A 21,379-nucleotide genomic window follows, 5' to 3' on the forward strand; every position below is an offset into this window, starting at 1 on the left:
ATTGTGCTCGTTTGCTGAAAAAATACTCATAAAACAAGTCGTTCCCAAGATGGACAGGCCACATAAAATAGGCTAGAGAGCGAGCATGGCAGTACATTCTTCCACGCTCGAAACCGTTGAATTCGACGATCCCGCCCTGGCAAATCAGCTTTTTGGGCCGCACAATGCGCACCTGGATTTGCTGGCTGTGGCCAGCGGCGCACATGTGTCCAGCCGGGGGGCCAGCGTTCTCATTGAAAGCCCTGATGCGCATGTGCGACAGGTTTTGTGCAACGTTTTTGTACAGCTCTATGGACTGCTGGGCGGCGGCACCGTCCTGAGCCAGCAGGACATCACGCGGGCATATGAGATGCTTCGGGCTGATCCCGGACTGAACCTGGCCCAGATTTTTCGCGATGCGGTTTTTGTAAACACCCCCCGCAAAACAGTGACTGCCCGCAATGTATCGCAGCGCACATATCTTGATCTCCTGCGGCGTCACGAACTGGTATTTGCCGTAGGGCCGGCAGGCACGGGCAAGACGTATCTGGCCGTGGCCATGGCCCTTTCCATGTTTCAGCAGCACAAGGTCAAGCGCATCGTGCTTACGCGCCCGGCAGTAGAGGCCGGGGAGCGACTCGGTTTTTTGCCGGGCGACCTGGCGGACAAGGTAAACCCGTACCTTCGGCCCCTGTATGACGCCCTTCATGATATGATGCCGCAGCCCAAGGTGGCCTCCATGCTGGAGGTCGGCTCCATAGAGGTGGCCCCTCTTGCCTTCATGCGCGGGCGTACACTGAACGATGCATTCATTATTCTGGATGAAGCCCAGAATACCACTCGGGAACAGATGAAGATGTTTCTCACCCGCATGGGCTTCGGTTCGCGCATGGTGGTCACGGGTGACACCACCCAGATTGACCTGCCGGTTCAGCCCGGCGGCCAGCGCCCGCGGTCGGGCCTCATTCATGCGCTGAACATTCTTCCCCATGTGCCGGGCCTTGCCGTACACCGCTTCAGCAAAGCGGACGTTGTGCGCCATCCCCTGGTCGGAGCCATAGTAAACGCTTATGATAACGCAGAAAAAGACGGCCAGACCAGCTAGCTTTCTGGCGCTTGTTCAGGCGCTGAGGACGCGGCATCATTGCGGATGGGGGCTTGCGGCCCTCATTCTTACTCTTCTGGCTCTTTCGCTTCTGGCGGGAGCCAATTTTGAAGTTGTCCCCAGAATTTATGTGGCTGGTCAGGTGGCGGATTCGGACGTCATTGCCGACCGCGACCTGCTGGTGGAAGACACGCAGGCCACCAAGGCCCGCCGCAAGCAGGTGCTGTTTCTTCAGCCGCCGGTTTACGACCTGAGCCTTGAGCCGTATGTGGCCTTTCAGAGTCGTATTGTGGAGGTTCTGCGCAGCATCAATAACGGTGTGGACTACAGGACCCAGGCAGGCCCCCTGCAAAGGCTGGCCGATGAACTGACGCCGCCCGTGGCCGACGAGGTTTTGCCCGAGCTGGCGCAGCCGCAGGTGCAGGAATATCTGCTGAAAATCCTGCTGCCCAGTATTCGCGAGCATATGGCCGAAGGGCTTGTGGGCGACATCCGTTCCGCTCGGGTGGGCCGTAGCGGCGTTATCATACGCAATCTTGACAACAATACGGAAATGCTGCGCCCGGAAGTTTCCAATCTGCCGGATGTACAGTCTTTTCTTGCGGAAATTTCTTCCGTCATCCGTCAGGTTCCTACCCTGAACCCGCAATCCCGCCGGGCCATCAATATTCTGCTGTCCGCCACCATGCCCGCCTCGCTCACGCTTAACCGCGAATCCACGCAAAAGCGCGGCAACGCCGTTATGGGAATGGTGGAACCCGTTTACTATCAGATTCTCAAGGGTGAACTGTTGCTGCGCAAGGGCGAGCGCGTAAGCCGCGAACAGCAGATAAAGCTACAGACCCTGTACAAATCCGCTTCAGATCCCATGCACTGGTGCGCGGCTGCGGGAACATTTATTTGTGCTTTGCTGCTGGCTGTGGGCTTTTTTGTGGCTCCCAGCGGCAAGCCCGGCACGCCGCTGCGCTGCAAGGACATGCTGCTCATTTCACTGGTGCTGCTGCTGTTCAGCGCAGGGGCCAAGATTGTTTATGTGCTTGGCTTGCGCATGGACAGTGTGACGTTTCTTAAAACGCTGAGCCTGGGCTTTCCTGTGGCCGGGGCAGTGGGGCTGGTAGCCATGGTTTTTGCTGCCAGGCGCTACTGCACCATGGGCCTTTTGCTGTCTTTCTTTACCATGCTCATGTTTCAGGAAGGATTTTATTACTTCCTGTACCAGTTCCTGGGCGGCATGCTGGCTACATGGCTTGTGACCAATGCCCAAAGCCGGCAGGACGTGGTGTGGAGCGTCATTCCCCTCACCATCGGGCAATCCCTTATCTGGCTGGGTACGGCCCTGCTTTCGCAAACCGTTCCGGCGGATCTGCCCATGCAGCTTGCGGCCGTGGCCATCAACAGCCTTTTGTCGCTTATTCTGCTTTTTGCTGTCAGCCCGGTACTGGAACTCAGTTTCGGCTACAGTACGCGCTTCCGCCTTATGGAGCTTATGAGCCTTGAGCAGCCTCTCATGCAGGAGCTTATGGTCACGGTTCCCGGCACCTATCACCATTCGCTGGTGGTTTCCAATATGGTGGAGGCGGGTGCAAAGGCCATCGGGGCCAACAGCTTGTTGTGCAAGGTGGCGGCCCTGTACCATGACGTGGGCAAGTTGTCTTATCCCGAATATTTCATTGAAAACCAGTTCGGTGGCCCCAACAAGCACGACAAGCTCGCGCCTTCCATGAGCGCGCTTATTTTGCTGTCGCACGTCAAAAAAGGTACGGAACTGGCCGAACGCTACAAGCTCGGCCAGGACATTGCGGATATTATCAGTCAGCATCACGGTACACGACTTATCCGCTTCTTTTACCAGAAAGCCATAAATATGGGCGAAAAGCCCAGAGAGTCTGATTACAGCTACGTGGGACCGCGCCCGCAAACCAAGGAAGCCGCCATCCTCATGCTGGCCGACTCGGTGGAGGCCTCCAGCCGCACACTTAGCGACCCCACTCCGGCCCGCATCAAGAGCCATATTGACACCATCATCAAGGGCATCTTCTCGGAAGGGCAGCTGGATGAATCCGAGCTGACCTTCAAGGATCTGCATTATCTCAGCGAGAATTTCCAGCGCATTCTTACGGGCATCTTTCACCAGCGCATAGCCTATCCCGACGCCAAGATACGTGACGTGGCCAAGGCTGCGGGCAGGCCCGAAGGCAGGGCAGAGGGCAAGGGCGTTCAATCCGCTGCGCCGACAGCGGCCCCCACGGGTCAGACGCGGCAGCAGCCCCGAACTGGCGCGGACAGGGCGGCGGAAGTGCCGGGAGCGCGTGAAGAGCCTGATGCGGCTGGCATGCCTGCTGCGGAAAAGCCCGCCGAGGCAGGCGCAACGGCAGGAGGCGCCCCGGTGGCCGGAACCCCCCGCAACGGGCCTTCGGGCAACGGTGTGCGGTGAAGCCGCCCCCGGAAGCCATGAGCGTGCGTGTTTTTCGCCGCTATCCGTCAGGATGCGCGCTTGCGCCGCTGCACTGGCGTCAGATGCGTACCGCCCTGCGGGCCATGCTGGCTGTATCTGCTGCGCCGTGTGGAGGGCAGGCCCCTGAGGGGGTGGAGTTATATCTGCTGGATGATGCGGCAGTGGCAAGGGCCAATGCCGGGCATCTGGGCTGCACGGGACCCACCAATATTCTTTCTTTTCCCGGCGGATCCGGTTTTCCCGGCGCTCTGCTGCTTTCTCTGGATACGTTGCGGCGGGAATGCCTGCTGTACGGGCAGGACCCGGCCGAGCACGTCGTGCGGCTTCTGGCTCACGGTATGGGCCATTTGTACGGTCTGGACCACGGCCCGGTTATGGACGATCTTTGTGAGCGCCATATGGAGGCTGCCTGGGCGGCCTTGTGTGACGAAGAGGTGTGCCTGGGCGCTTAAAGACCGTGTTGCCCCGCATGCGGGTGCAGACTCCGGGATGCGCAGACAGGCATGGCCGCGAATTTGCTTCAAACGGCTTTTGCCTGCCGCAAAACGTCAATACAAAGCAGGCAGTCTGGCATCGAAACAGGGCGGAACGGCTTATTGTGCACTGCTTTGACGGCTGCGGGCAAGGCGCTCGTCACCAAGGCATAATGCGAAGCCCCGTCAACGGTTTTGGGGATGAAACACGCAGTTCCGCTGTTTGATTTATGGTCGTACCCGCAGTGAACGCCGTAATATTTTGAGAGCCTATGTCCGCAAGGCAGCGTGTTTTAACGCTGCACTGCCAGGGCCTGGCAGTGCAGGTCGCGCAGTTTTCTGGCGGAAAGATTTCCCTTGTCGCGCCAGTCTTCGGGCAGCTTCACAGCAAGCAGAACGGCCAGATGCGCCAGGGCAGCGGCGCTGACAGGGCTGCCCCGGTCCGCATCCACCAGCCGCCAGAAAGAGGAATCAAGGTCTGCGGCATGAACGCGCCAGAGCAGATCGCGCCTCGTGCCGGGTCGCAGTTCCACATACATGCCGCCTTTCATGTGTTCGGCGGCGGCCAGTGTTCCGGCTTTGGCAAAACGTGCGGGCATGCGCAGGCGGCGGGCCAGCCCGGCAGCCAGGGCAACGCCGCGTTGCTCATGGCCGTAATGGTGCGGCAGCAGGGCGGGATCTGTCAGGATTTTGCCGAGATCGTGGCACAGGGCCATCCAGGCTGCCACGGGATCCCCAGCCACAAGGTCCATAATGCGCAGGCTGTGTCCCAGAACAGAGTTGCTGTGCCAGCGTCTTGGTCCGGCAGGTATGTTTGCAGCGGTTGCCAGCTCTGTGAACCAGGGGTTCAGGGCATGGCCCTGGGCCAGTACCCGGAAAAAACGCGCCGGAGCCGGCGCTGCAAGGGCCTTGAGGGTTTCGCGCCCCACGCGTTCCGCAGGCAGCGCGGCAAGTTCTTGGGCAGAAAGGGCGCGCATCTGCTCAAAAGCGCTCCGGTCAATGCGCCAGCCGGGCCATGCCGCGGCAAAACGCGCCAGCCGGAATATGCGCGTAGGGTCCGCCGCAAAGGCCACGGGCGAGGCGGGGCGCAGTATTTGCTGCCGCAGGTCCTCCAGGGCCTGAGGGTGCATGTGCAGCCTGCCCACGCTGTCAAGCGCCAGGGCATTGATGGTAAGATCGCGGGCGGCAAGATCTTCTTTGATGTCGCCGCCGCGCAGGGGCATGCATTCCCTGCCGCGCCACAGACAGACATGCACGCTTTTGCCCACGAGTCTGGCATCAGAATGGTGGGCCAGAAAGTTTTTCATGCTGCCGGTAAAGGCAAAATCCAGTTCCACGGGCGTACGCCCGAGCAGCATGTCGCGCACAGCGCCGCCAACGAGGTAAAGTTCCATGGCTGAAGTATGCCATAGCCAGACATGTGAGGGAAGCGCCAACCCTGCTTCGACACTGCTTTTTCGCGAGCCGTCGATCTGGCGGTTCGGCTGTTTGGGTTCCTGCCTTGATACGGCCATGCACATGGCTGCCGCCGGGCATCTGGCCCCCTGGGACAGCGTGCAGTGCGCCGCACAGACCGCCGGGCGTGGGCAGTTGCGCCGTACCTGGCACTCGCCGCCGGGCAATGTTTACGCGGCGTTGCGCCTGCCCCTGGAAGCGCCCTTTGACGGATCGGCGGCGGCACCGGCCGCGGCCTTTCTGCTGGCGGCCAGCCTGCGGCTTCTTGGCTGGCCCGTACTGCTCAAGTGGCCCAACGACATTGTGCTGGTGGGCAGGGACGGTCAGCCCCGCAAGCTGGCGGGCATTCTGCTTGAAGAGCGCGGGGGTGTGCTGCTGGCGGGCATGGGCATCAATGTGACTTTTGCGCCGCCCGCGGCGGCCCTGCGGGCCGGAGCCGCCATGGAGGCCACCTGTCTGGACCGGCCCCCCGGCGGAGCAGGGGGGGGGTATATTTCTACAGCTGAAGCCATATGGCAACAGCTTGTAAAGCGCATGTATTCGGCATATATTCACTGCCACTCTTTTTCCGGGCAGTGGAAAAACCACGCTGATGGTATTTTGCTCTGGCGTGGGAAAAATGTGGAGCTGCGCGACGATGGGCGTAGTGTGCGCGGCTGGCTGGCGGGTCTTGGTCCGGCAGGCGGCCTTTGTCTTAACCATAACGGGCGGCTTGAGGAATTTTTCAGCGGGAGCCTTCTGCTTACCGGCAGAGCAGCAGTAAAGGGTTAAAGGGCATGGCCAACAAGACATTCTCGGAAGTGCAGGATTTTCTGAAGGGCAAGGTAATACTGGTTGCCAACCGGGGCATTCCGGCCCGGCGGATTTGCCGTTCCATTCGCGAGCGATTTGACGCCGTAGCGGCCATGACAGCGACTGATGTGGATAAAACCGCCCCTGCGGCCTCTACTGCCCAGGAACTGGTTTTGCTTGGTGCGGATCCCCGTGCCTATCTTGATATCGACAACATCATCGCCAAGGCCAAACAGCGGGGCGTGGTGGGCATCCATCCCGGCTGGGGATTTGCTTCTGAAGACACGCGCTTTCCCGCGCGGTGCAAAGAGGCGGGCATCACCTTTATCGGGGCTACGGCCGAGGCCATGAATCTGCTCGGCAACAAGGTGCAGGCGCGTGAAGTGGCGCGCAAGCTCGGCATTCCCGTTGTGCCCGGTTCGGACGGCGCGGTGGACATCCCCACGGCCAGGCAGCTTATCAATGAGATGGGCCTGCCCATTATGCTCAAGGCCGAGGGCGGCGGCGGCGGACGCGGCATTTTTGCCATTCATAATGAGGCCGAGCTTGAAGACGCCTTTTTCAAGGCTTCTACCATGGCCCAGGCCTCTTTCGGCAATCCGCGTCTTTTTGTGGAAAAATTTCTTGCCGATGTGCGGCATATTGAAATTCAGGTCATTGCCGACATGTACGGCTATGTCTTCGCCTTTGACGAGCGCGACTGTACCGTACAGCGTAACCACCAGAAACTTATTGAAATCACGCCTTCGCCCTGGCCGGGTATGACCCGTAACCTGCGTGAGCGCCTCAAGGATTACTCCCGCCGTCTGGTACGTGCTGTGGGCTATCACAGCCTTGCCACGGTGGAATTTCTGGTTACCCCCGACGGCACGCCGTATCTTATTGAAGTCAATACCCGCCTTCAGGTGGAACACGGCATCACCGAATGCCGTTACGGCATTGACCTTGTGGAAGAGCAGATCGCCGTGGCGTTTGGCGCGGAACTGCGCTACCGCGAAGAAAACCTGCGGCCTTCCTACTGCGCCATGCAGGTACGCATCAACTGCGAAAATCCGCAGAACAACTTTGCGCCCAACTCGGGCCTGATCTCGCGCTACGTGTCGCCCGGCGGCCCCGGCGTGCGCCTGGACTCGAACATCAGCGCCGGGTACGAGTTTCCTGCCAACTACGACTCGGCAGGGGCCTTGCTCATCTCCTACGCCCACGACTGGGAGAAAACCCTGGGCATTATGGAGCGCGCGCTCAGCGAATATGTCATCGGCGGCATCAAGACGACCATTCCGTTCTACCGCCAGGTCATAAAAAATCCCCTGTTCCGTCAGGGCAACATCAATACCAACTTTATTGCGGATCATCCGGAGCTTATGGTCTACACAGACCTGGCCCCGGAGGGCGAGCGTCTTTCCAAGCTGGTGGCCGAAATATCCGCCAAGGGCTACAACCCGTACATCCAGCTTGGCGAATACCGCTCCGACACCACACCCTGCCTTGGTCCCTTCGAGCCGGTGCTGCCTGCCATCACGTCCGCCCAGCGGCGGCAGCCTTCGCCCTATCCGCAGGGCGACCGTCTGGCGACACTGGATTATATCCGTGATTCGGGGCTGGTGCATTTTACCGATACCACACCGCGCGACTTCACACAGTCCAACTCGGGCAACCGCTTTCGCCTGGCGGAGGACCGGCTCATAGGTCCGTATCTGGACAACGTGGGCTACTTCTCCATTGAAAACGGCGGTGGAGCGCATTTTCATGTGGCCATGCTGGCCAACATGACCTACCCCTTCACCGAGGCGAAGGAGTGGAACCGCTTTGCACCCAAAACCATGAAGCAACTGCTGGTGCGCTCCACCAACGTGCTGGGCTACACGCCGCAGCCGCGTAACCTGATGCGTAAAACAGGCGAGATGATTTGCGATTATTACCAGATCATCCGCTGCTTCGACTTTCTGAACCATGTGGAAAACATGCGGCCCATCGCTGAAGTGGTCATGGACCGCAAGGACGTCATCTTCCAGCCCGCCATTTCTCTTTCCTGGGCCAAGGGTTTTGACGTGCCGCACTACCTGGGCGTGACCGAAGCCATGCTGCGCATGGTGGCCGATATTATGGGGGTCGACCCCAAGGCGGCATCGCGGCACATCATTCTGGGCCTCAAGGACATGGCCGGCGTATGCCCGCCGCGCTTCATGACCGAGCTTGTCACAGCCATCCGCAAAGCCTGGCCCGAGCTCGTGCTTCACTACCACCGCCATTACACGGACGGGCTTTTTGTACCCGCCTGCGGTGCGGCTGCCAAGGCCGGAACGCATATCATTGATGCCGGTCTGGGGTCTGCCGTGCGTTCTTACGGCCAGGGCGACGTGCTGGCGACCATGGCCTATATTGAGGATGAACTGGGCCTCCAGTGCAATCTGGACAAAAACGCCATCCGGGCCGCAAACTTTGTGTGCAAGCAGATCATGCCCTATTACGACCGCTACTGTGCGCCGTACTTCCAGGGTATCGACTATGATGTAACCCTGCACGGCATGCCCGGCGGGGCCACCTCTTCCTCACAGGAAGGGGCCATGAAGCAGGGCTATATTCATCTTTTGCCCTATATGCTCAAATTCCTTGAAGGTTCACGCCAGATCGTGCGCTATCACGATGTGACACCCGGTTCGCAGATCACCTGGAACACGGCATTTCTGGCTGTGACCGGGGCGTGGAAGCGCGGCGGCGAAGACGAAGTGCGCTATCTGCTCCAGGTGCTTGCTGAAGTGACCCGCACCCCCGAAGGGGAACTTACGGAGGAAATGCGCAAGGCCCGTCTGCATATCTACCGCGACTGCAACGATGCCTTCCGCAATCTTTTGCTGGGCAAGTTCGGCAAGCTGCCCCTGGGCTTCCCCGCCGACTGGGTATACAGAAGCGCCTTCGGGGCCGAATGGAAGAGCGCCATAGCCAGCCGTACCGAGGTGTCGCCCCTTGAAGCCCTGCCGGACCTGAACCTGGCGGCGGAAGAAAAGGCCTGCACAGATATTCTCAAGCGCGATCCCAATGCGGAAGAATTCGTGCTCTACCTCAACCACCCGGCGGACGCCCTCAAGACCATACAGTTCAAGGCAAAGTTCGGCGACCCCAACAACCTGCCCCTGCATGTATGGTTTGAAGGCCTCAAGGCCGGGCAGGACCTGTACTTCAACGACAGCAGCGGCAAACCCCATCACCTGCTTCTGCTGAGCATATCGTCGCCCAACGAGGCGGGGATATCCATCTGCCGCTATGTGCTGGACTCTGAATTCATGAGCTGCGAGGTGCAGGTGCGCCAGCCTGTGGGTACGGCAACCAAGGGTACCCTCATGGCCGATCCCGCCAATCAGTATCATGTGGCCGCGCCCAGCAACGGCGACCTGTGGGTCATGTATGTGCATCCAGGCGATGTGGTGAAAGCCGGTGAAGAACTGTTCAACGTATCCATCATGAAGCAGGAAAAGGCCGTGCTCGCCCCTGTGGACGGCATGGTCAAGCGCGTGCTGAAAACTGCTGATTTCAAGGAAAGCAAGCAGATGGTCTCAGTACGCGAAGGCGAGCTTATTGTGGAACTGGGGCCTGTGCCGCGCATATGCGCCAACGAGGCTTGCGGCCAGCCCATTCCGCTGGAGAACATCTCATTCTGTCCTCACTGCGGCTCACGGATGAGTTAGCCGTATTGATACCGCATCTTGCAGCTTTGTCTGTGCCGCCCCTGTCACGGGTGGCCGGGCGAAAGCTGGCGCATCCGCAAAACCCGCCAGTCCCGCAACAGGGCTGGCGGGCCGGATGCGGGCGAGGAGCGGGCCGGGTTGTCCGGCTTGTACCCTCATAACCGGATCCCTCCGGGAGATGCGGGAATTTGTGGACAGTTTTTTGATGCCGATATACAATTTTCAAGGTTGCAATGCTTCTGTTTCCCAAACCGGAGGAAGACATGGGTAAGAGTACCGCCGCCAAACCTGCGCAAAAAAAAGCCAAAGGGCATGCGCCCGAAGCTGTCCAGAAGAATCTGGTGCTTAACGGCGCTGACATTGTGCAGATTGGACCCGAAGCGGAATTGCTTGTTGGTGGTAAGAACTATAACACGGCTTTAATCAGCCAGATAGAAGGTATCCAGGCACCGTATTTTCGTGCCATATCTTCTTTGGCTTTTCACCAGCTTCTGGATGAAACCAAGGTCAACGGGCGCGTTGTGCGCAGCGTTGTAGACCGCGAATACGGTCGCATCGACTGGAACGACCCGGAAATCAACCAGGACCCGGATTTTCTGCAAAAGTTCGTGCGTCAGCTTGGCCGCCAGATCCACCAGGCCGCCAAGGCCGAAGGGGAACAGTCACATACCAAGCTGCGTACCTTTATCAATAATATCGTGGAAGGGTTCGCCACCTCTCCCGAAGGTATTGACCAGCTGCGCAAACGCTCTGTCATAGTGCAGGCCGCCATACTTTCGGTGGAACTTCCCGCCGAGGTCTGCGAAGCCGTGCGCGGAGCCTACCGTGAAATCTGCCGGGACAATGCCGATGACATGACCCCCGTGGCCGTGCGGTCTTCCGCCGCCGGTGAAGACTCGCGCAAAAAAGCTTTTGCCGGCCTTCAGGATACCTACCTCAACATGGTGGGTGAAGACAGGGTTGTGGAAGCCTATCATTGGGACTGTGCCTCGGCCTACAACCTGCGCTCCATGACCTACCGCCGTGAGGCCATTCTGGATGCGCTGGCCAAGGCCGAAGAAACGGGCGACGAGTCCATTGCCGAAAATGCCAAGGAAGAATGGGCCATCGAGCACACCTCCCTTTCCGTCTGCATGATGCAGATGATCAATCCGGTGATTTCCGGCACGGCCTTTTCCGCGGACACTGCCACTGGCTGCCGGGGGACCGACCGCAGGGAGCTTGTGAGCATTGACGCCAGTTATGGCCTCGGCGAGGCCGTGGTGGGCGGCAAGGTCACGCCTGACAAACTTTATGTCTTCCAGCGCGATGACGGCGGTGAAGTGGTCATCCGCCAGATGGGCTGCAAGGACATGAAGATCGTTTATGACGAACGGGGCGGAACCAGAGAAGTGGACGTGCCCGAGCTTGAGGCCCTGCGCTGGGCGCTTTCTCTGAGCCAGGCCGAACGCGTGGCCCAGGGCGTGCGCGCTGTAAGCAAGTCTTACGGCGGCATGATTATGGATACGGAATTCTGCATTGACGCCAACGACAAGCTCTGGTTCGTGCAGGCCCGGCCCGAAACCCGCTGGAACGAAGACCTTGAGCAGCATCCCACCACCATCTTCATGCGCCGCCGCGAGGTGGACGCCAAGGCCGCTGCTGAGGCCGAGGTGCTGGTTGAAGGCAATGGCGCTTCGCGCGGAGCCGGACAAGGCACTGTACGCTTTTTGCGTTCGGCGCTGGAGCTGAACAAGATATCCAAGGGCGACGTGCTCGCCGCCGAGCGCACCGACCCTGATATGGTCCCCGGCATGCGCGTGGCATCGGCCATTATGGCCGATGTGGGCGGCGATACAAGCCATGCGGCCATTACGTCGCGTGAGCTGGGTATTGCTGCGGTCATCGGCATTCAGCGTCTGGATGTGCTGCGTGCGCTGGACGGCGCGGAAGTGACGGTTGACGGCACGCGCGGGCGTGTATACCGCGGCCTGCTGCCCCTGCATGAGGTCGGCGGCGAAATGGACGTGGCTAAACTGCCCGCCACCAAAACCAAGGTGGGCCTTGTGCTGGCCGACGTGGGCCAGGCGCTCTTTCTCTCCCGCCTGCGCGATTTTGACCAGTTTGAAGTGGGCCTTTTGCGTGCCGAATTCATGCTGGGCAATATCAGCATTCACCCGCAGGCGCTGGAAGCCTTTGACAAGGGCGAGCTTGAAGGCGTGGTGCATACCAAGCTGAAAGAGCTTGAAGATCGCCTTTCCAAGGTGCTGCGCGAGCAAATGGCTGCGGGCCTTATCGTATTCAATATCAACCTGCGCGAATATGTGGGCGAAGTCACGGGGCTTTCTGCTGAACTTACCTCTCTGGCCGACACGGGCAAAAGCCTTAACGCCGAAGATGTGCTTTTGCAGCACCGCAAGATGCGCGAGCTGGATCACAAGATTGACCAGCATATGGAAATGGCCTCGCGTCGCATAGAGGTGCTCAAGACCTCGCCCGATCTGGCCGATCACGTGCGCATCATTATGGGCTATGATGACGAGCTTGCCCTGCAGAACAGCAATGACCCCGAATCCGGCAAGCGCATTGCCGAAATTGAGGCCAGCGTTGAAGCGCATGTGCAGCGCATTGAAAATCTGCCCGCAGTCACCCGCCTGATGGAAAATATTGCCCATCTGCGTGAAGAAGTGGGGCTGCGTTCGGGGCTTAAGAAAGAAATGGACGACGTGCGCAATCTGCCGGAAAAAATCCGCGGCATGATCAAGGCGCGCGGCTTCCGCACCGGCAAGGAGCACTATGTGCAAACCCTTGCCCAGAACCTTGCCCTGTTTGCCATGGCTTTCTACGGCAAGCCCATTACCTACCGCACCACGGACTTCAAGAGCAACGAATACCGCAACCTGCTTGGCGGCAACCTCTTCGAACACTTTGAAGACAACCCCATGCTTGGTTATCGCGGCGTGTCGCGTAACATCCATGACTGGGAAGTCGAGGCCTTCAAGCTGGCCCGCGGCGTATACGGCGGCTCCAATCTGCGCATGATGCTGCCCTTTGTACGCACCCTGGAAGAAGCCCGCTCCATGCGCAGCTATCTTGAGCAGGTGCACAAGCTCAAGAGCGGCCAGGACGGCCTGAAGATCATCCTCATGTCCGAGCTGCCCTCAAACGCCATCCTGGCAAAGCAGTTCATTACGGAATTCGATGGTTTCTCCATCGGTTCCAACGACATGACGCAGATGGTGCTTGCCACTGACCGCGATAACTCGCGCCTTGCGCATATCTATGACGAAGAAGATCCCGCCGTGGTCTGGGCCATTCTGGTGAGCATATTCACCGGCCTGAAGTACGGCAAAAAGGTGGGCTTCTGCGGGCAGGGCGTGTCCAACAGCCTTATTCTGCGCGGTCTGGTTGCCATTGCGGGCATTACGTCCGCTTCGGTGGTGCCTGACACCTATTATCAGACCGTATTTGACATTGCCGCTGTGGAGGCCGAGAACATCCCCACCTCCAATCTGGGCAAATGGCTTGGACAGCAGCACCACAAGCGTCTGGCCGAGCTTATGGAAAAAACCGGCTATGGTCATATCCTCAAAAAGTACAAAAATCCGCAGGATATTCAGGAATGGTATGAAGGTGAGTTGCAGCGCCGCCATGAGCAGTTCCGCGAACACCTCGATACGCCGAAGGAAGACTTCTACCGCTCCGAGCTACAGAGCTTCCGGGCTGCCTTCCACAAGCCTGTGATCTATGCCACCTGGAACTGGGACGACACTGTGCTGGACGCCCTGCACCATGCTGGCTTCCAGAACTTTGAGGAACAGGCCAAGGCGCTCGAAGCCGCCCGCCTGATAAAAGACTAGCAGACAACAGACCGACAAAGGCCCAGAGGCCTGACAGCAAGGCAGCCCGGAACCGCAATGGTTTCGGGCTGCCTTGGCGTTTCTGCGTTGTTGTGGCGTAAGCAGACCTGTGTATTTGATCGTCTGCTGTTTCCGGCAAGGGGGGAAAGAGTACGGCCTGTTATCTGCTTGCAGCCGGTGGTGTGTTTTTGCCCTGGACGGCCATAATGACTGCCATGACAAGGCAGGCTGTTCCAGCTACCAGCATGGCATTTTGAAAACCGTAAGCAATGGCCTCGCGGTAATAATGTGCGGACATGGCCGCTTCTGCATCAGCGGCATTGTTGAAAATAAGGGTCTGTGCTCGAAGCGCGGCCTGTGGAATGCCGTCTGCCGTGAGCTGCCGCGTTGCATGCTTTACCGCTTCCGCACCAAGCAGAGCGCCCAGTATGGCTATGCCGAACGCCATCCCGCCCTGGCGCAGGGCGTTCATGACGGCGGAGGCCGTGGCAAAGCGTGTTTTTTCCACTGCGCCCAAAACGCACACGCCCGTAACAGGCACAGCCACGCCCATGCCGACACCCATCAGGGCCAGTAGTGAACCTGTATATACATAGCTTGTTTGCACCTCGGCAAAGCACAGCAAGACCATGGCCACGCCGATAAGCGCATAGCTTGTAACCATCAGCCATTTTGTGCCGACGCGACTGTGCAGCCTGCCAAAAAAGAGGGATACCACCGCAGTGAGCAAAAACTGCGGCATCAGACGCACCCCGGCCTCAGAGGCGCTGACGCCCTGTGCTTCCTGAAAAAAAAGAGAAAAGAAAAACAGGCTGCTATAGGTAGAAAAACCCAATATAAAAGAGGCAAGGTTGGGTATGCCGAATCCGGCTTGCCTGAACAGGGGCAGAGGTAGCAAGGGGTTGGCTGTTCTGGACTGACAGAACAGGAATACGCCAAACAAAACGCATGATCCTGCGAGTGGTACCGTTACCTCAGGCGCAAGCAGGCCCGCATGCCCTGCCGCGATAAGCGCGTACGTCATGCCGCCCAGCCAGAGAATGCTCAGCACCTGTCCTGACACGTCAAGGCGCAGGTCTTTTTCAACGGCTATTTCTTTCATGCCCCAGCCGCCAAGCGCAAGGGCGATGATGCCCAAGGGGATGTTGATCAGAAAAATACTCGGCCAGCCTGTATGGTCCACCAGAAAACCGCCCAGCACAGGGCCAACGATCAGGCCGATGGCGCTGAATGTGGACCAGCCACCTACGACCTTTGCCCGCAGCTTGGCATCATCAAATGCGTGAAAAATGATTGACATGGCCCCAGGGATGATGACGGCCCCGGCAGCGCCCTGGATGCTCCGGCCGACAAGAAGCAGGCTGATATTGCCTGCAAAGGCGCAAAGAAGTGAAGAGGCTGTAAACAGGGCCATGGCCAGCATCCAGATTCTTTTAAGGCCGAACTTGTTGCTGAGGCCGCTGGCGGACAGCATAAACGCGGCAAGGCAGACCGCGTATGAATTGACTATCCATTGCAGTTCGGCAAGAGAAGCGTCAACATCAGCCTGAATGGCTGGCAGGGCTACGTTGACGATGGTAATGTCAATGTCGGCAATAAATGTTCCAAGATAGGCTGCCGCTGTCAGAGCTACGAGTTTTTTGTTCATGTACAAATCCTTATGGTTTTGCCTGAAGGAAAAAGGTCAGGCAGCACACAAAGAAGATAAAGACCGACCGTCGGTCTGTCAATAGGCAAATAAAGATTGCGCCCTGGTGCTGCAATGGAACATATTGAACGGGAAGTACGAACTATGAGGTTGTCGCGCATGCCGAAAAAAATCACGATATTACCTGAGGACGAAGCCGGCATGAGCGCTGGTGAAAAGCGTCGGGCCGACCTGCTTGACATTGCACAGAAGATTTTTCTTGAAAAGGGTTTTGAAACGGCGACAATAAACGACATACTTGCAGCGGCCGCCCTGTCCAAAGGGGGATTTTACCATCATTTCAAATCCAAGGACGACGTGCTGAACGCGCTGCGGGTTCGCTATACACAGCAGTTTCTTGAAACTGTGGAAAGGCGTGTGGCTTTGCTGCCGGACACGGCATTGGAGGAAAGGTTCCAGACCTGGATTGCGGCTTATGTGGATGCGTATTTTTCAAGCCATGCGGTGCATGATCTGGTATACCACTCAGTTCATGCCAGCCGGGCCGATGCTGACCGGCTGGCTGTCACAATGAGCCTGGAAAGACTTTTGCAGCAAGGGATGGACAGTGAGGTCTGGCGGCTTTCGTCCGCGGCGTTTACAGCTACAATTATCTATTCAGCCATTCACGGGGTTGTTGACGAAATTATTGCCGGTGGCGCTGACGAGATGGACCATCTGGCGGAACGTCTGCACGCCTCGTTGCGGCTGTTGCTCCAAGCGTGACGAAGAATGCTGTTCTCTTCGGCAGGCAATGGTGCGACGTTATGAGAAAAAAACGTTAGACATGCTCGGGCAACGAGTGGTTGCGCCGCGCCCGGTGAGCCAGTGCATGCAGCCGCAGGCAGTCAGCGGTTTTGATGGAGGCTGTGCCGCACCTGTGCGCCACAAGAGCTAGTTTACATAGAAATAGAGGCTGTGCAGCAAATAGTCTTCGTTGTTATCCGCCGCCAAGGTCAGTAGTTTACGCTTGATGCGGGGCAGTGGCGCAAGGTCATTGCCCAGAAGTTCAAGGTCTTTGAGTATGCGGGCGGATTCTTTGGCCGGGGCATTTCTGCTTACATATCCCCATACGTGTTCTGCGGCATTTCTGGCCTTGCCTGGTTCCAGACGACAGGCAAGCGCGTCTTCAATCAGGCTGTAAAATGCCTCCGCTGTCGGTTTTTCGCTTTTGAGCAACTGTCGTATGGCCGAGTATACGGTGGGGCTGCGCTCAAGCACGAGATATTTATAGCGCGCCCATTCTTCCGTGAGGTTTTTGCGCGGCAGATTCGCCCGGGTCAGGTTTGCACATTTGATGGCCGAAAGATTTTTGTCTTTGACCTCCAGCATGACATCAAGCTCGCGCTCTTCAAGCAGGTTGTGCATCTGCATAAAAGGCTGCATGGCAATGGCAAGAGAGTGCATGCCCGGCTTGCCGCCTGACAGTTGTTGTGAGTAATGAATTTTCTGGCGCCCGCTGCGTGCGTTCCAGGTCTCCCCGGCATGGTCAAGCCAGTGCTGTATGCTACCCTGCGGGGGCGGGTTCAGCTCGTGATGAAAAACATCAAAGATAGCAGGCAGATCAAAATCACGGCAGACAGCGAGAACATCCTCGATGGTATAGATGCGCTCGTCGTTTTCCAGGGCCAGCCGTTGCAGGATGAAGGCGGGCAAGGCTGCCAGGTTGCTGCGCAGTCGTTGCAGTGCGGACTCCCTGTCGCCATAGCCGCCGCCAAGATGCAGGATTATACGGCATTCCGGCCCGGCCTGCAGGGCATCAAGAAACGCCGCATGGTACGCCAGATCGGCTACAGCCTTGCGCACCACATCCGGGCGGGGAGAGTTGAGCACAGTGTACTGACCGGGATGCATAGAAAGGCGTACGCCGCTCCTGCGGGCAAGGGCGGCCAGGCTTTCAAATTCCGGCTGCAGCTCGGCCTGCCAGTCAAAATGCACCGCCTCATGCGAAGCAAGCGGAATGATATCGGAGCTGATGCGCATGAGCGCGACAGACTGTCTGTGGCAGTAGCGCAGCATGGTTTCCAGCGCGCCAAGATTGTTCCGGCTGACGGACAGGAGATTGCCCCGGTTTGCACGCGACAGGGTAAGGCTGCTTTGTGCCGCCCCCGGCAGACCAACGGTTTTGCAGGCAAAGCCATAGCGTATCACGGCATACTCCTGTTGCGAAAAAAGCCCCCGCTTGCGCGGGGGCTTTGCTGATAAGAGACAATTAAACTGCAGGGGCTGGCCTTAGTACATGCCGCCCATGCCGCCCATGCCACCCATACCGCCCATGTCAGGCATGGCGGCGTCCTTCTTGGGTTCGGGCTTGTCGGCAATGGCGCATTCGGTGGTCAGCAGCAGGGAAGCCACGGAAGCGGCGTTCTGCAGGGCAGTGCGGGTCACCTTTTTGGGGTCGATCACGCCAGCCTTGATCAGGTCTTCGTAGTCGCCGGTGGCGGCGTTGAAGCCGAAGCCGTCTTTGCCTTCGCGCACTTTTTCGACCACGATGGAGCCTTCAAAGCCCGCATTGAGGGCAATCTGGCGCAGGGGCTCTTCAATGGCGCGGCGGATGATGTTCACACCGGCCAGTTCGTCGTCGTCAGCAGGCTTGATGTCGCAAAGCACTTTGGCAACGCGGATAAGAGCGGTACCGCCGCCAGGCACAATGCCTTCTTCCACGGCAGCGCGGGTGGCATTGAGGGCGTCTTCAACGCGGTCTTTCTTTTCTTTCATTTCCACTTCGGTGGCAGCGCCCACATGCACCACGGCCACGCCGCCCACCAGCTTGGCAAGGCGTTCCTGCAGCTTTTCGCGGTCATAGTCAGAGGTGCTGTCTTCGATCTGGGCGCGGATCTGCTTCACGCGGGCCTTGATGTCTTCACTCTTGCCAGCGCCGTCCACAACAGTGGTGTTTTCCTTGTCGATCACGATACGCTTGGCGGTACCGAGTTCGGCCAGGGTCATGTTTTCAAGCTTGGAGCCGGTGTCGTCGGAGGCAACCTGGCCGCCGGTGAGCACAGCGATGTCCTGCAGCATGGCCTTGCGGCGGTCGCCAAAGCCGGGAGCCTTGACGGCCACGACCTGCAGGGCACCGCGCAGCTTGTTGACCACCAGAGTGGCCAGGGCTTCGCCTTCCACGTCTTCAGCGATGATCATGAGCGGGCGGTTCACCTTGGCAACCTGCTCGAGCACGGGCAGCATGTCTTTCATGCTGGAGATTTTCTTTTCCGTGCACAGGATGTAGGGGTTGTCCATTTCGCAGACCATCTTTTCAGGATTGGTCACGAAGTAGGGCGACAGGTAGCCGCGGTCAAAGCGCATGCCTTCCACCACATCCATGGTGGTTTCGAGGCCCTTGGCTTCTTCAACGGTGATGACGCCTTCCTTGCCCACCTTGGCCATGGCCTCAGCAATGATGTTGCCGATGGTGGTGTCGGAGTTGGCGGAAATGGTGCCGATCTGGGCAATTTCCTTCTGGTCGCGGGTGGGCTTGGCAAGGTTGGCAAGCTCGGCGATCAGGCCTTCAACAGCCTTGTCGATGCCGCGCTTGATGGCCATGGGATTGCGGCCAGCAGCCACAAGCTTGACGCCTTCGCGATAGATGGCCTGCGCCAGGATGGTGGCGGTGGTGGTACCGTCACCGGCGGCGTCGGAAGTTTTGGAAGCCACTTCTTTGACGAGCTGGGCACCCATGTTTTCGAACTTGTCGGACAGTTCGATTTCCTTGGCGACAGTCACACCGTCTTTGGTAATGACGGGAGCGCCGAAGGATTTTTCAATGGCCACGTTGCGGCCTTTGGGGCCAAGGGTGACCTTGACGGCATTGGCAAGCTTGTCAACACCGCGGGAAAGTTTTTCGCGGGCTTTAACGTCAAAAAAGATTTCTTTAGCAGACATTGGGACATTTCCTCCTAGTGGTAATTCGGCAAAGGTGGGAGTTAGTCGATGATGGCGAGGATATCTTCTTCGCGCATGACCAGATGGTCAACGCCGTCGAGCTTTACCTCGGTTCCGGCGTACTTGTTGAACAGCACTTCGTCGCCGGCTTTCACAGCCAGAACGGTGCGCTCGCCATTATCCCCTACCTTGCCGGGACCCACAGCCACAACCTGACCCTTGGAAGGCTTTTCTTTAGCCGTATCAGGGATATACAGGCCGCCAGCGGTCTTTTCTTCGGTTTCAAGGCGTTTGACCAGGACACGGTCGTTGAGGGGTTTCAGCTTCATGACGTCAGATCCTCCCGGAAATGTTATTATTGTCCCGTGGGACACGGCAACGGACGCGGTACGGCGTCTGCGCCGAAAATATTGCGCGTACAGGCCGTAGCGAACGCTCGGTTCAGCCGGCCCCGCACCGGCATAGAGATAAGACATGCTGGCGGGTTGAAAAGGGGGTAATGTGGATTTTTTTAATTTTTTTTCCTAACCATTTAAAATAACAGTTATTTTAAACAGATAGAAAAAGGCCGTACCGCGGCGCTTTCCTCATCATCCCTGCGCTGGAGCACGGGCTCTCCTTGCGACTCAAGCTTTTCACAGCTGTTATGAACCTGGGATGATACGTTATTGCCGGTGAAAGTAAAGCCTGCGCAAAGGCATGCCCACTGTCGCACAGGCGTTTGCCGTTCATTGGCTGTTGCAATGGGCAGACAGGTTTATCTGCTGGAAAAACGAGCAGTTTGTGGCGGTTTGCAGATTGTTGACAAAGGCCGCCTGATAGGCGGCGGGAAGTGCAGTTTCAGGCTTCTGTATTGCAGAAGAAGATGCCCGGGGCCGTTTGAAATATCCGGCGAAAATCCAGATGGTGCGTGCGGGAAATCCTTTTTGCATGTAAATGCCGCTGTATAAAAGCTGTGGCAGTATGCTGAGCCGCCCTGCGTGCGCCTCATCCGAGAGGCACGCAGGGCGGCGGCAAAACAGAGCGGCCCTGGCGGGGGCCGCTCTGTTTGATCAAAAGGTTAGGCGCTGGCTTCGTCTACCAGAAACACTATTGAATAGTAGGGGATGCCACTATGCAGCGACAGCCCGATCTGGCAGGTGCGGCTGGAGGAATAGCCCACATCGCAGGTGCTCACCTGCATACGCAGACTCTTAAGGGCGGCTTCATTAAGCTCGGGGTGTGTAAAGCCCCTGTCACCCGCCCAGCCGCAGCAATTGACGCCCTCGGGCACAATGACGTGCTCGACGCACATCTTTGCCAGCTTTTCCAGTTTGCCCTCAAGCCCCATCTTGCGTACCGAGCAGGTGGCGTGCAGGGCCACTGTTTTGGGCAGCTTGGTAAACGTAAGGCAGCCATCCATCTTTTCAAGAATAAACTCAATCGGCTCCATAAGCGTAAGGGCCGGATCAAGAGTCTGCTTCATGTGCAGCAGGCAGGGGCTGGTTTCGCAAAGAACGGGATACTGCCCGTTATTGCTGGCCTCTTTGAGGGCCGCTTCCAGTTCCTTTTCCTTTTTATGCGCGGCGTCGCTGAGTCCTTTGCTGGCAAAGGCCATGCCGCAGCAGAGCTTGTCGAGATCCTTGGGCAGGATGACATCATAGCCGCCCTTGAGCAGCACGCTGATAACGGCTTCAGGCTCCGTGCGGCGGTCGGTGTGTTCCTGGCCGGGACCCATGTTGCGCGCGATGCAACTGGGGAAGTAGACCACCCGCCTGGGATTGGCGTTGTGGGTTTCGGGTATGCGCACCTTGCTGCCGCCCTTGGGCATATCCTTGTTCCACATGGGGGCCTTGTTGAAGGTAATGCAGCGCAGCAGTTTGGAGCCGTTTTCCATAAAGGTTGTACCAAGGGCGCGGTGCAACCTGTCAACGCCGTTGAGGGCAAGAGACATGGCCCGGCAGGTTCCGGCAAAATGGTCGGCAATGCTGCCCGCCACCTTGTGGCTCAACGTACCCGCATCCTTCTGGCGCAGGCTTTTGATGAA

At 58.2% G+C, this 21,379-nt stretch carries 13 protein-coding genes; 7 read left to right on the top strand and 6 right to left on the bottom strand.

Translation table 11 applies throughout. The features are described 5' to 3' along the window. Positions 1 to 85: 85 nt before the first annotated feature. Genes QZ377_RS03875 through ybeY form a run of 3 tightly spaced genes read left to right on the top strand, consistent with a single transcriptional unit; the run spans position 86 to position 3,991 of the window. A complete protein-coding gene (locus QZ377_RS03875) occupies positions 86 to 1,084 on the top strand; it encodes a PhoH family protein (RefSeq protein ID WP_291439685.1) in 999 nt (332 codons plus the stop codon). Beyond that, complete coding sequence (locus QZ377_RS03880; RefSeq protein WP_291439687.1) at positions 1,050 to 3,518, top strand: HDIG domain-containing metalloprotein; 2,469 nt, start codon at positions 1,050 to 1,052, stop codon at positions 3,516 to 3,518. The genes QZ377_RS03875 and QZ377_RS03880 overlap by 35 nt, the downstream gene beginning before the upstream one ends. Positions 3,519 to 3,535: 17 nt before the next feature. Then, positions 3,536 to 3,991 (top strand): rRNA maturation RNase YbeY, encoded by a 456-nt coding sequence (gene ybeY, locus QZ377_RS03885; RefSeq protein WP_291439688.1) that lies wholly within the window; start codon positions 3,536 to 3,538, stop codon positions 3,989 to 3,991. Positions 3,992 to 4,305: 314 nt separating this feature from the next. Here the strand turns inward: ybeY and QZ377_RS03890 are convergent, their stop codons facing one another. Further along, positions 4,306 to 5,406, bottom strand: coding sequence for a polynucleotide adenylyltransferase (locus QZ377_RS03890; RefSeq protein ID WP_291439689.1), 1,101 nt, complete (start codon positions 5,404 to 5,406; stop codon positions 4,306 to 4,308). Here QZ377_RS03890 and QZ377_RS03895 point away from each other — a divergent pair. The 3 genes from QZ377_RS03895 (at position 5,405) to QZ377_RS03905 (ending at position 13,784) form a co-directional block, all read left to right on the top strand. Beyond that, the gene (locus tag QZ377_RS03895; protein WP_291439691.1) at positions 5,405 to 6,238 is read left to right on the top strand and encodes a biotin--acetyl-CoA-carboxylase ligase; all 834 of its coding nucleotides are present in this window, start codon (positions 5,405 to 5,407) and stop codon (positions 6,236 to 6,238) included. The genes QZ377_RS03890 and QZ377_RS03895 overlap by 2 nt on opposite strands. A 5-nt stretch (positions 6,239 to 6,243) precedes the next feature. After that, positions 6,244 to 9,945, top strand: coding sequence for a pyruvate carboxylase (locus QZ377_RS03900; protein ID WP_291439693.1), 3,702 nt, complete (start codon positions 6,244 to 6,246; stop codon positions 9,943 to 9,945). A gap of 263 nt (positions 9,946 to 10,208) precedes the next feature. Beyond that, positions 10,209 to 13,784 (top strand): PEP/pyruvate-binding domain-containing protein, encoded by a 3,576-nt coding sequence (locus QZ377_RS03905; RefSeq protein ID WP_291439695.1) that lies wholly within the window; start codon positions 10,209 to 10,211, stop codon positions 13,782 to 13,784. A gap of 160 nt (positions 13,785 to 13,944) precedes the next feature. On the opposite strand, the gene QZ377_RS03910 is transcribed toward QZ377_RS03905, so the two are convergent. After that, entirely contained in the window at positions 13,945 to 15,432 is a 1,488-nt protein-coding gene (locus tag QZ377_RS03910; protein WP_291439697.1) for a DHA2 family efflux MFS transporter permease subunit, read from the bottom strand. 159 nt (positions 15,433 to 15,591) lie between these two features. Between QZ377_RS03910 and QZ377_RS03915 the strand changes: the two genes are divergently transcribed. Continuing rightward, positions 15,592 to 16,197, top strand: coding sequence for a TetR/AcrR family transcriptional regulator (locus QZ377_RS03915; RefSeq protein WP_291439699.1), 606 nt, complete (start codon positions 15,592 to 15,594; stop codon positions 16,195 to 16,197). Between the two features lie 168 nt (positions 16,198 to 16,365). Here QZ377_RS03915 and uvsE read toward each other — a convergent pair whose 3' ends face one another. The 4 genes from uvsE to QZ377_RS03935 all read right to left on the bottom strand — a co-directional run. Further along, on the bottom strand, positions 16,366 to 17,622 hold the full coding sequence (gene uvsE / locus QZ377_RS03920) for a UV DNA damage repair endonuclease UvsE (RefSeq protein WP_291439702.1): 1,257 nt from the start codon (positions 17,620 to 17,622) through the stop codon (positions 16,366 to 16,368). An 81-nt stretch (positions 17,623 to 17,703) separates the two neighbouring features. After that, complete coding sequence (groL, locus tag QZ377_RS03925) at positions 17,704 to 19,353, bottom strand: chaperonin GroEL (protein ID WP_291439704.1); 1,650 nt, start codon at positions 19,351 to 19,353, stop codon at positions 17,704 to 17,706. Positions 19,354 to 19,394: 41 nt separating this feature from the next. Next, positions 19,395 to 19,682 carry a co-chaperone GroES gene (gene groES, locus QZ377_RS03930; protein ID WP_291439706.1) on the bottom strand — a complete coding sequence of 96 codons (288 nt, stop codon included), beginning with the start codon at positions 19,680 to 19,682 and terminating at the stop codon, positions 19,395 to 19,397. Positions 19,683 to 20,413: 731 nt separating this feature from the next. Continuing rightward, positions 20,414 to 21,379: (Fe-S)-binding protein (locus QZ377_RS03935; RefSeq protein ID WP_291439708.1), on the bottom strand; the 966-nt coding region annotated here is incomplete at its 5' end.

The sequence above is a fragment of the Desulfovibrio sp. genome (assembly GCF_019424165.1).
Lineage (GTDB): Bacteria > Desulfobacterota > Desulfovibrionia > Desulfovibrionales > Desulfovibrionaceae > Desulfovibrio.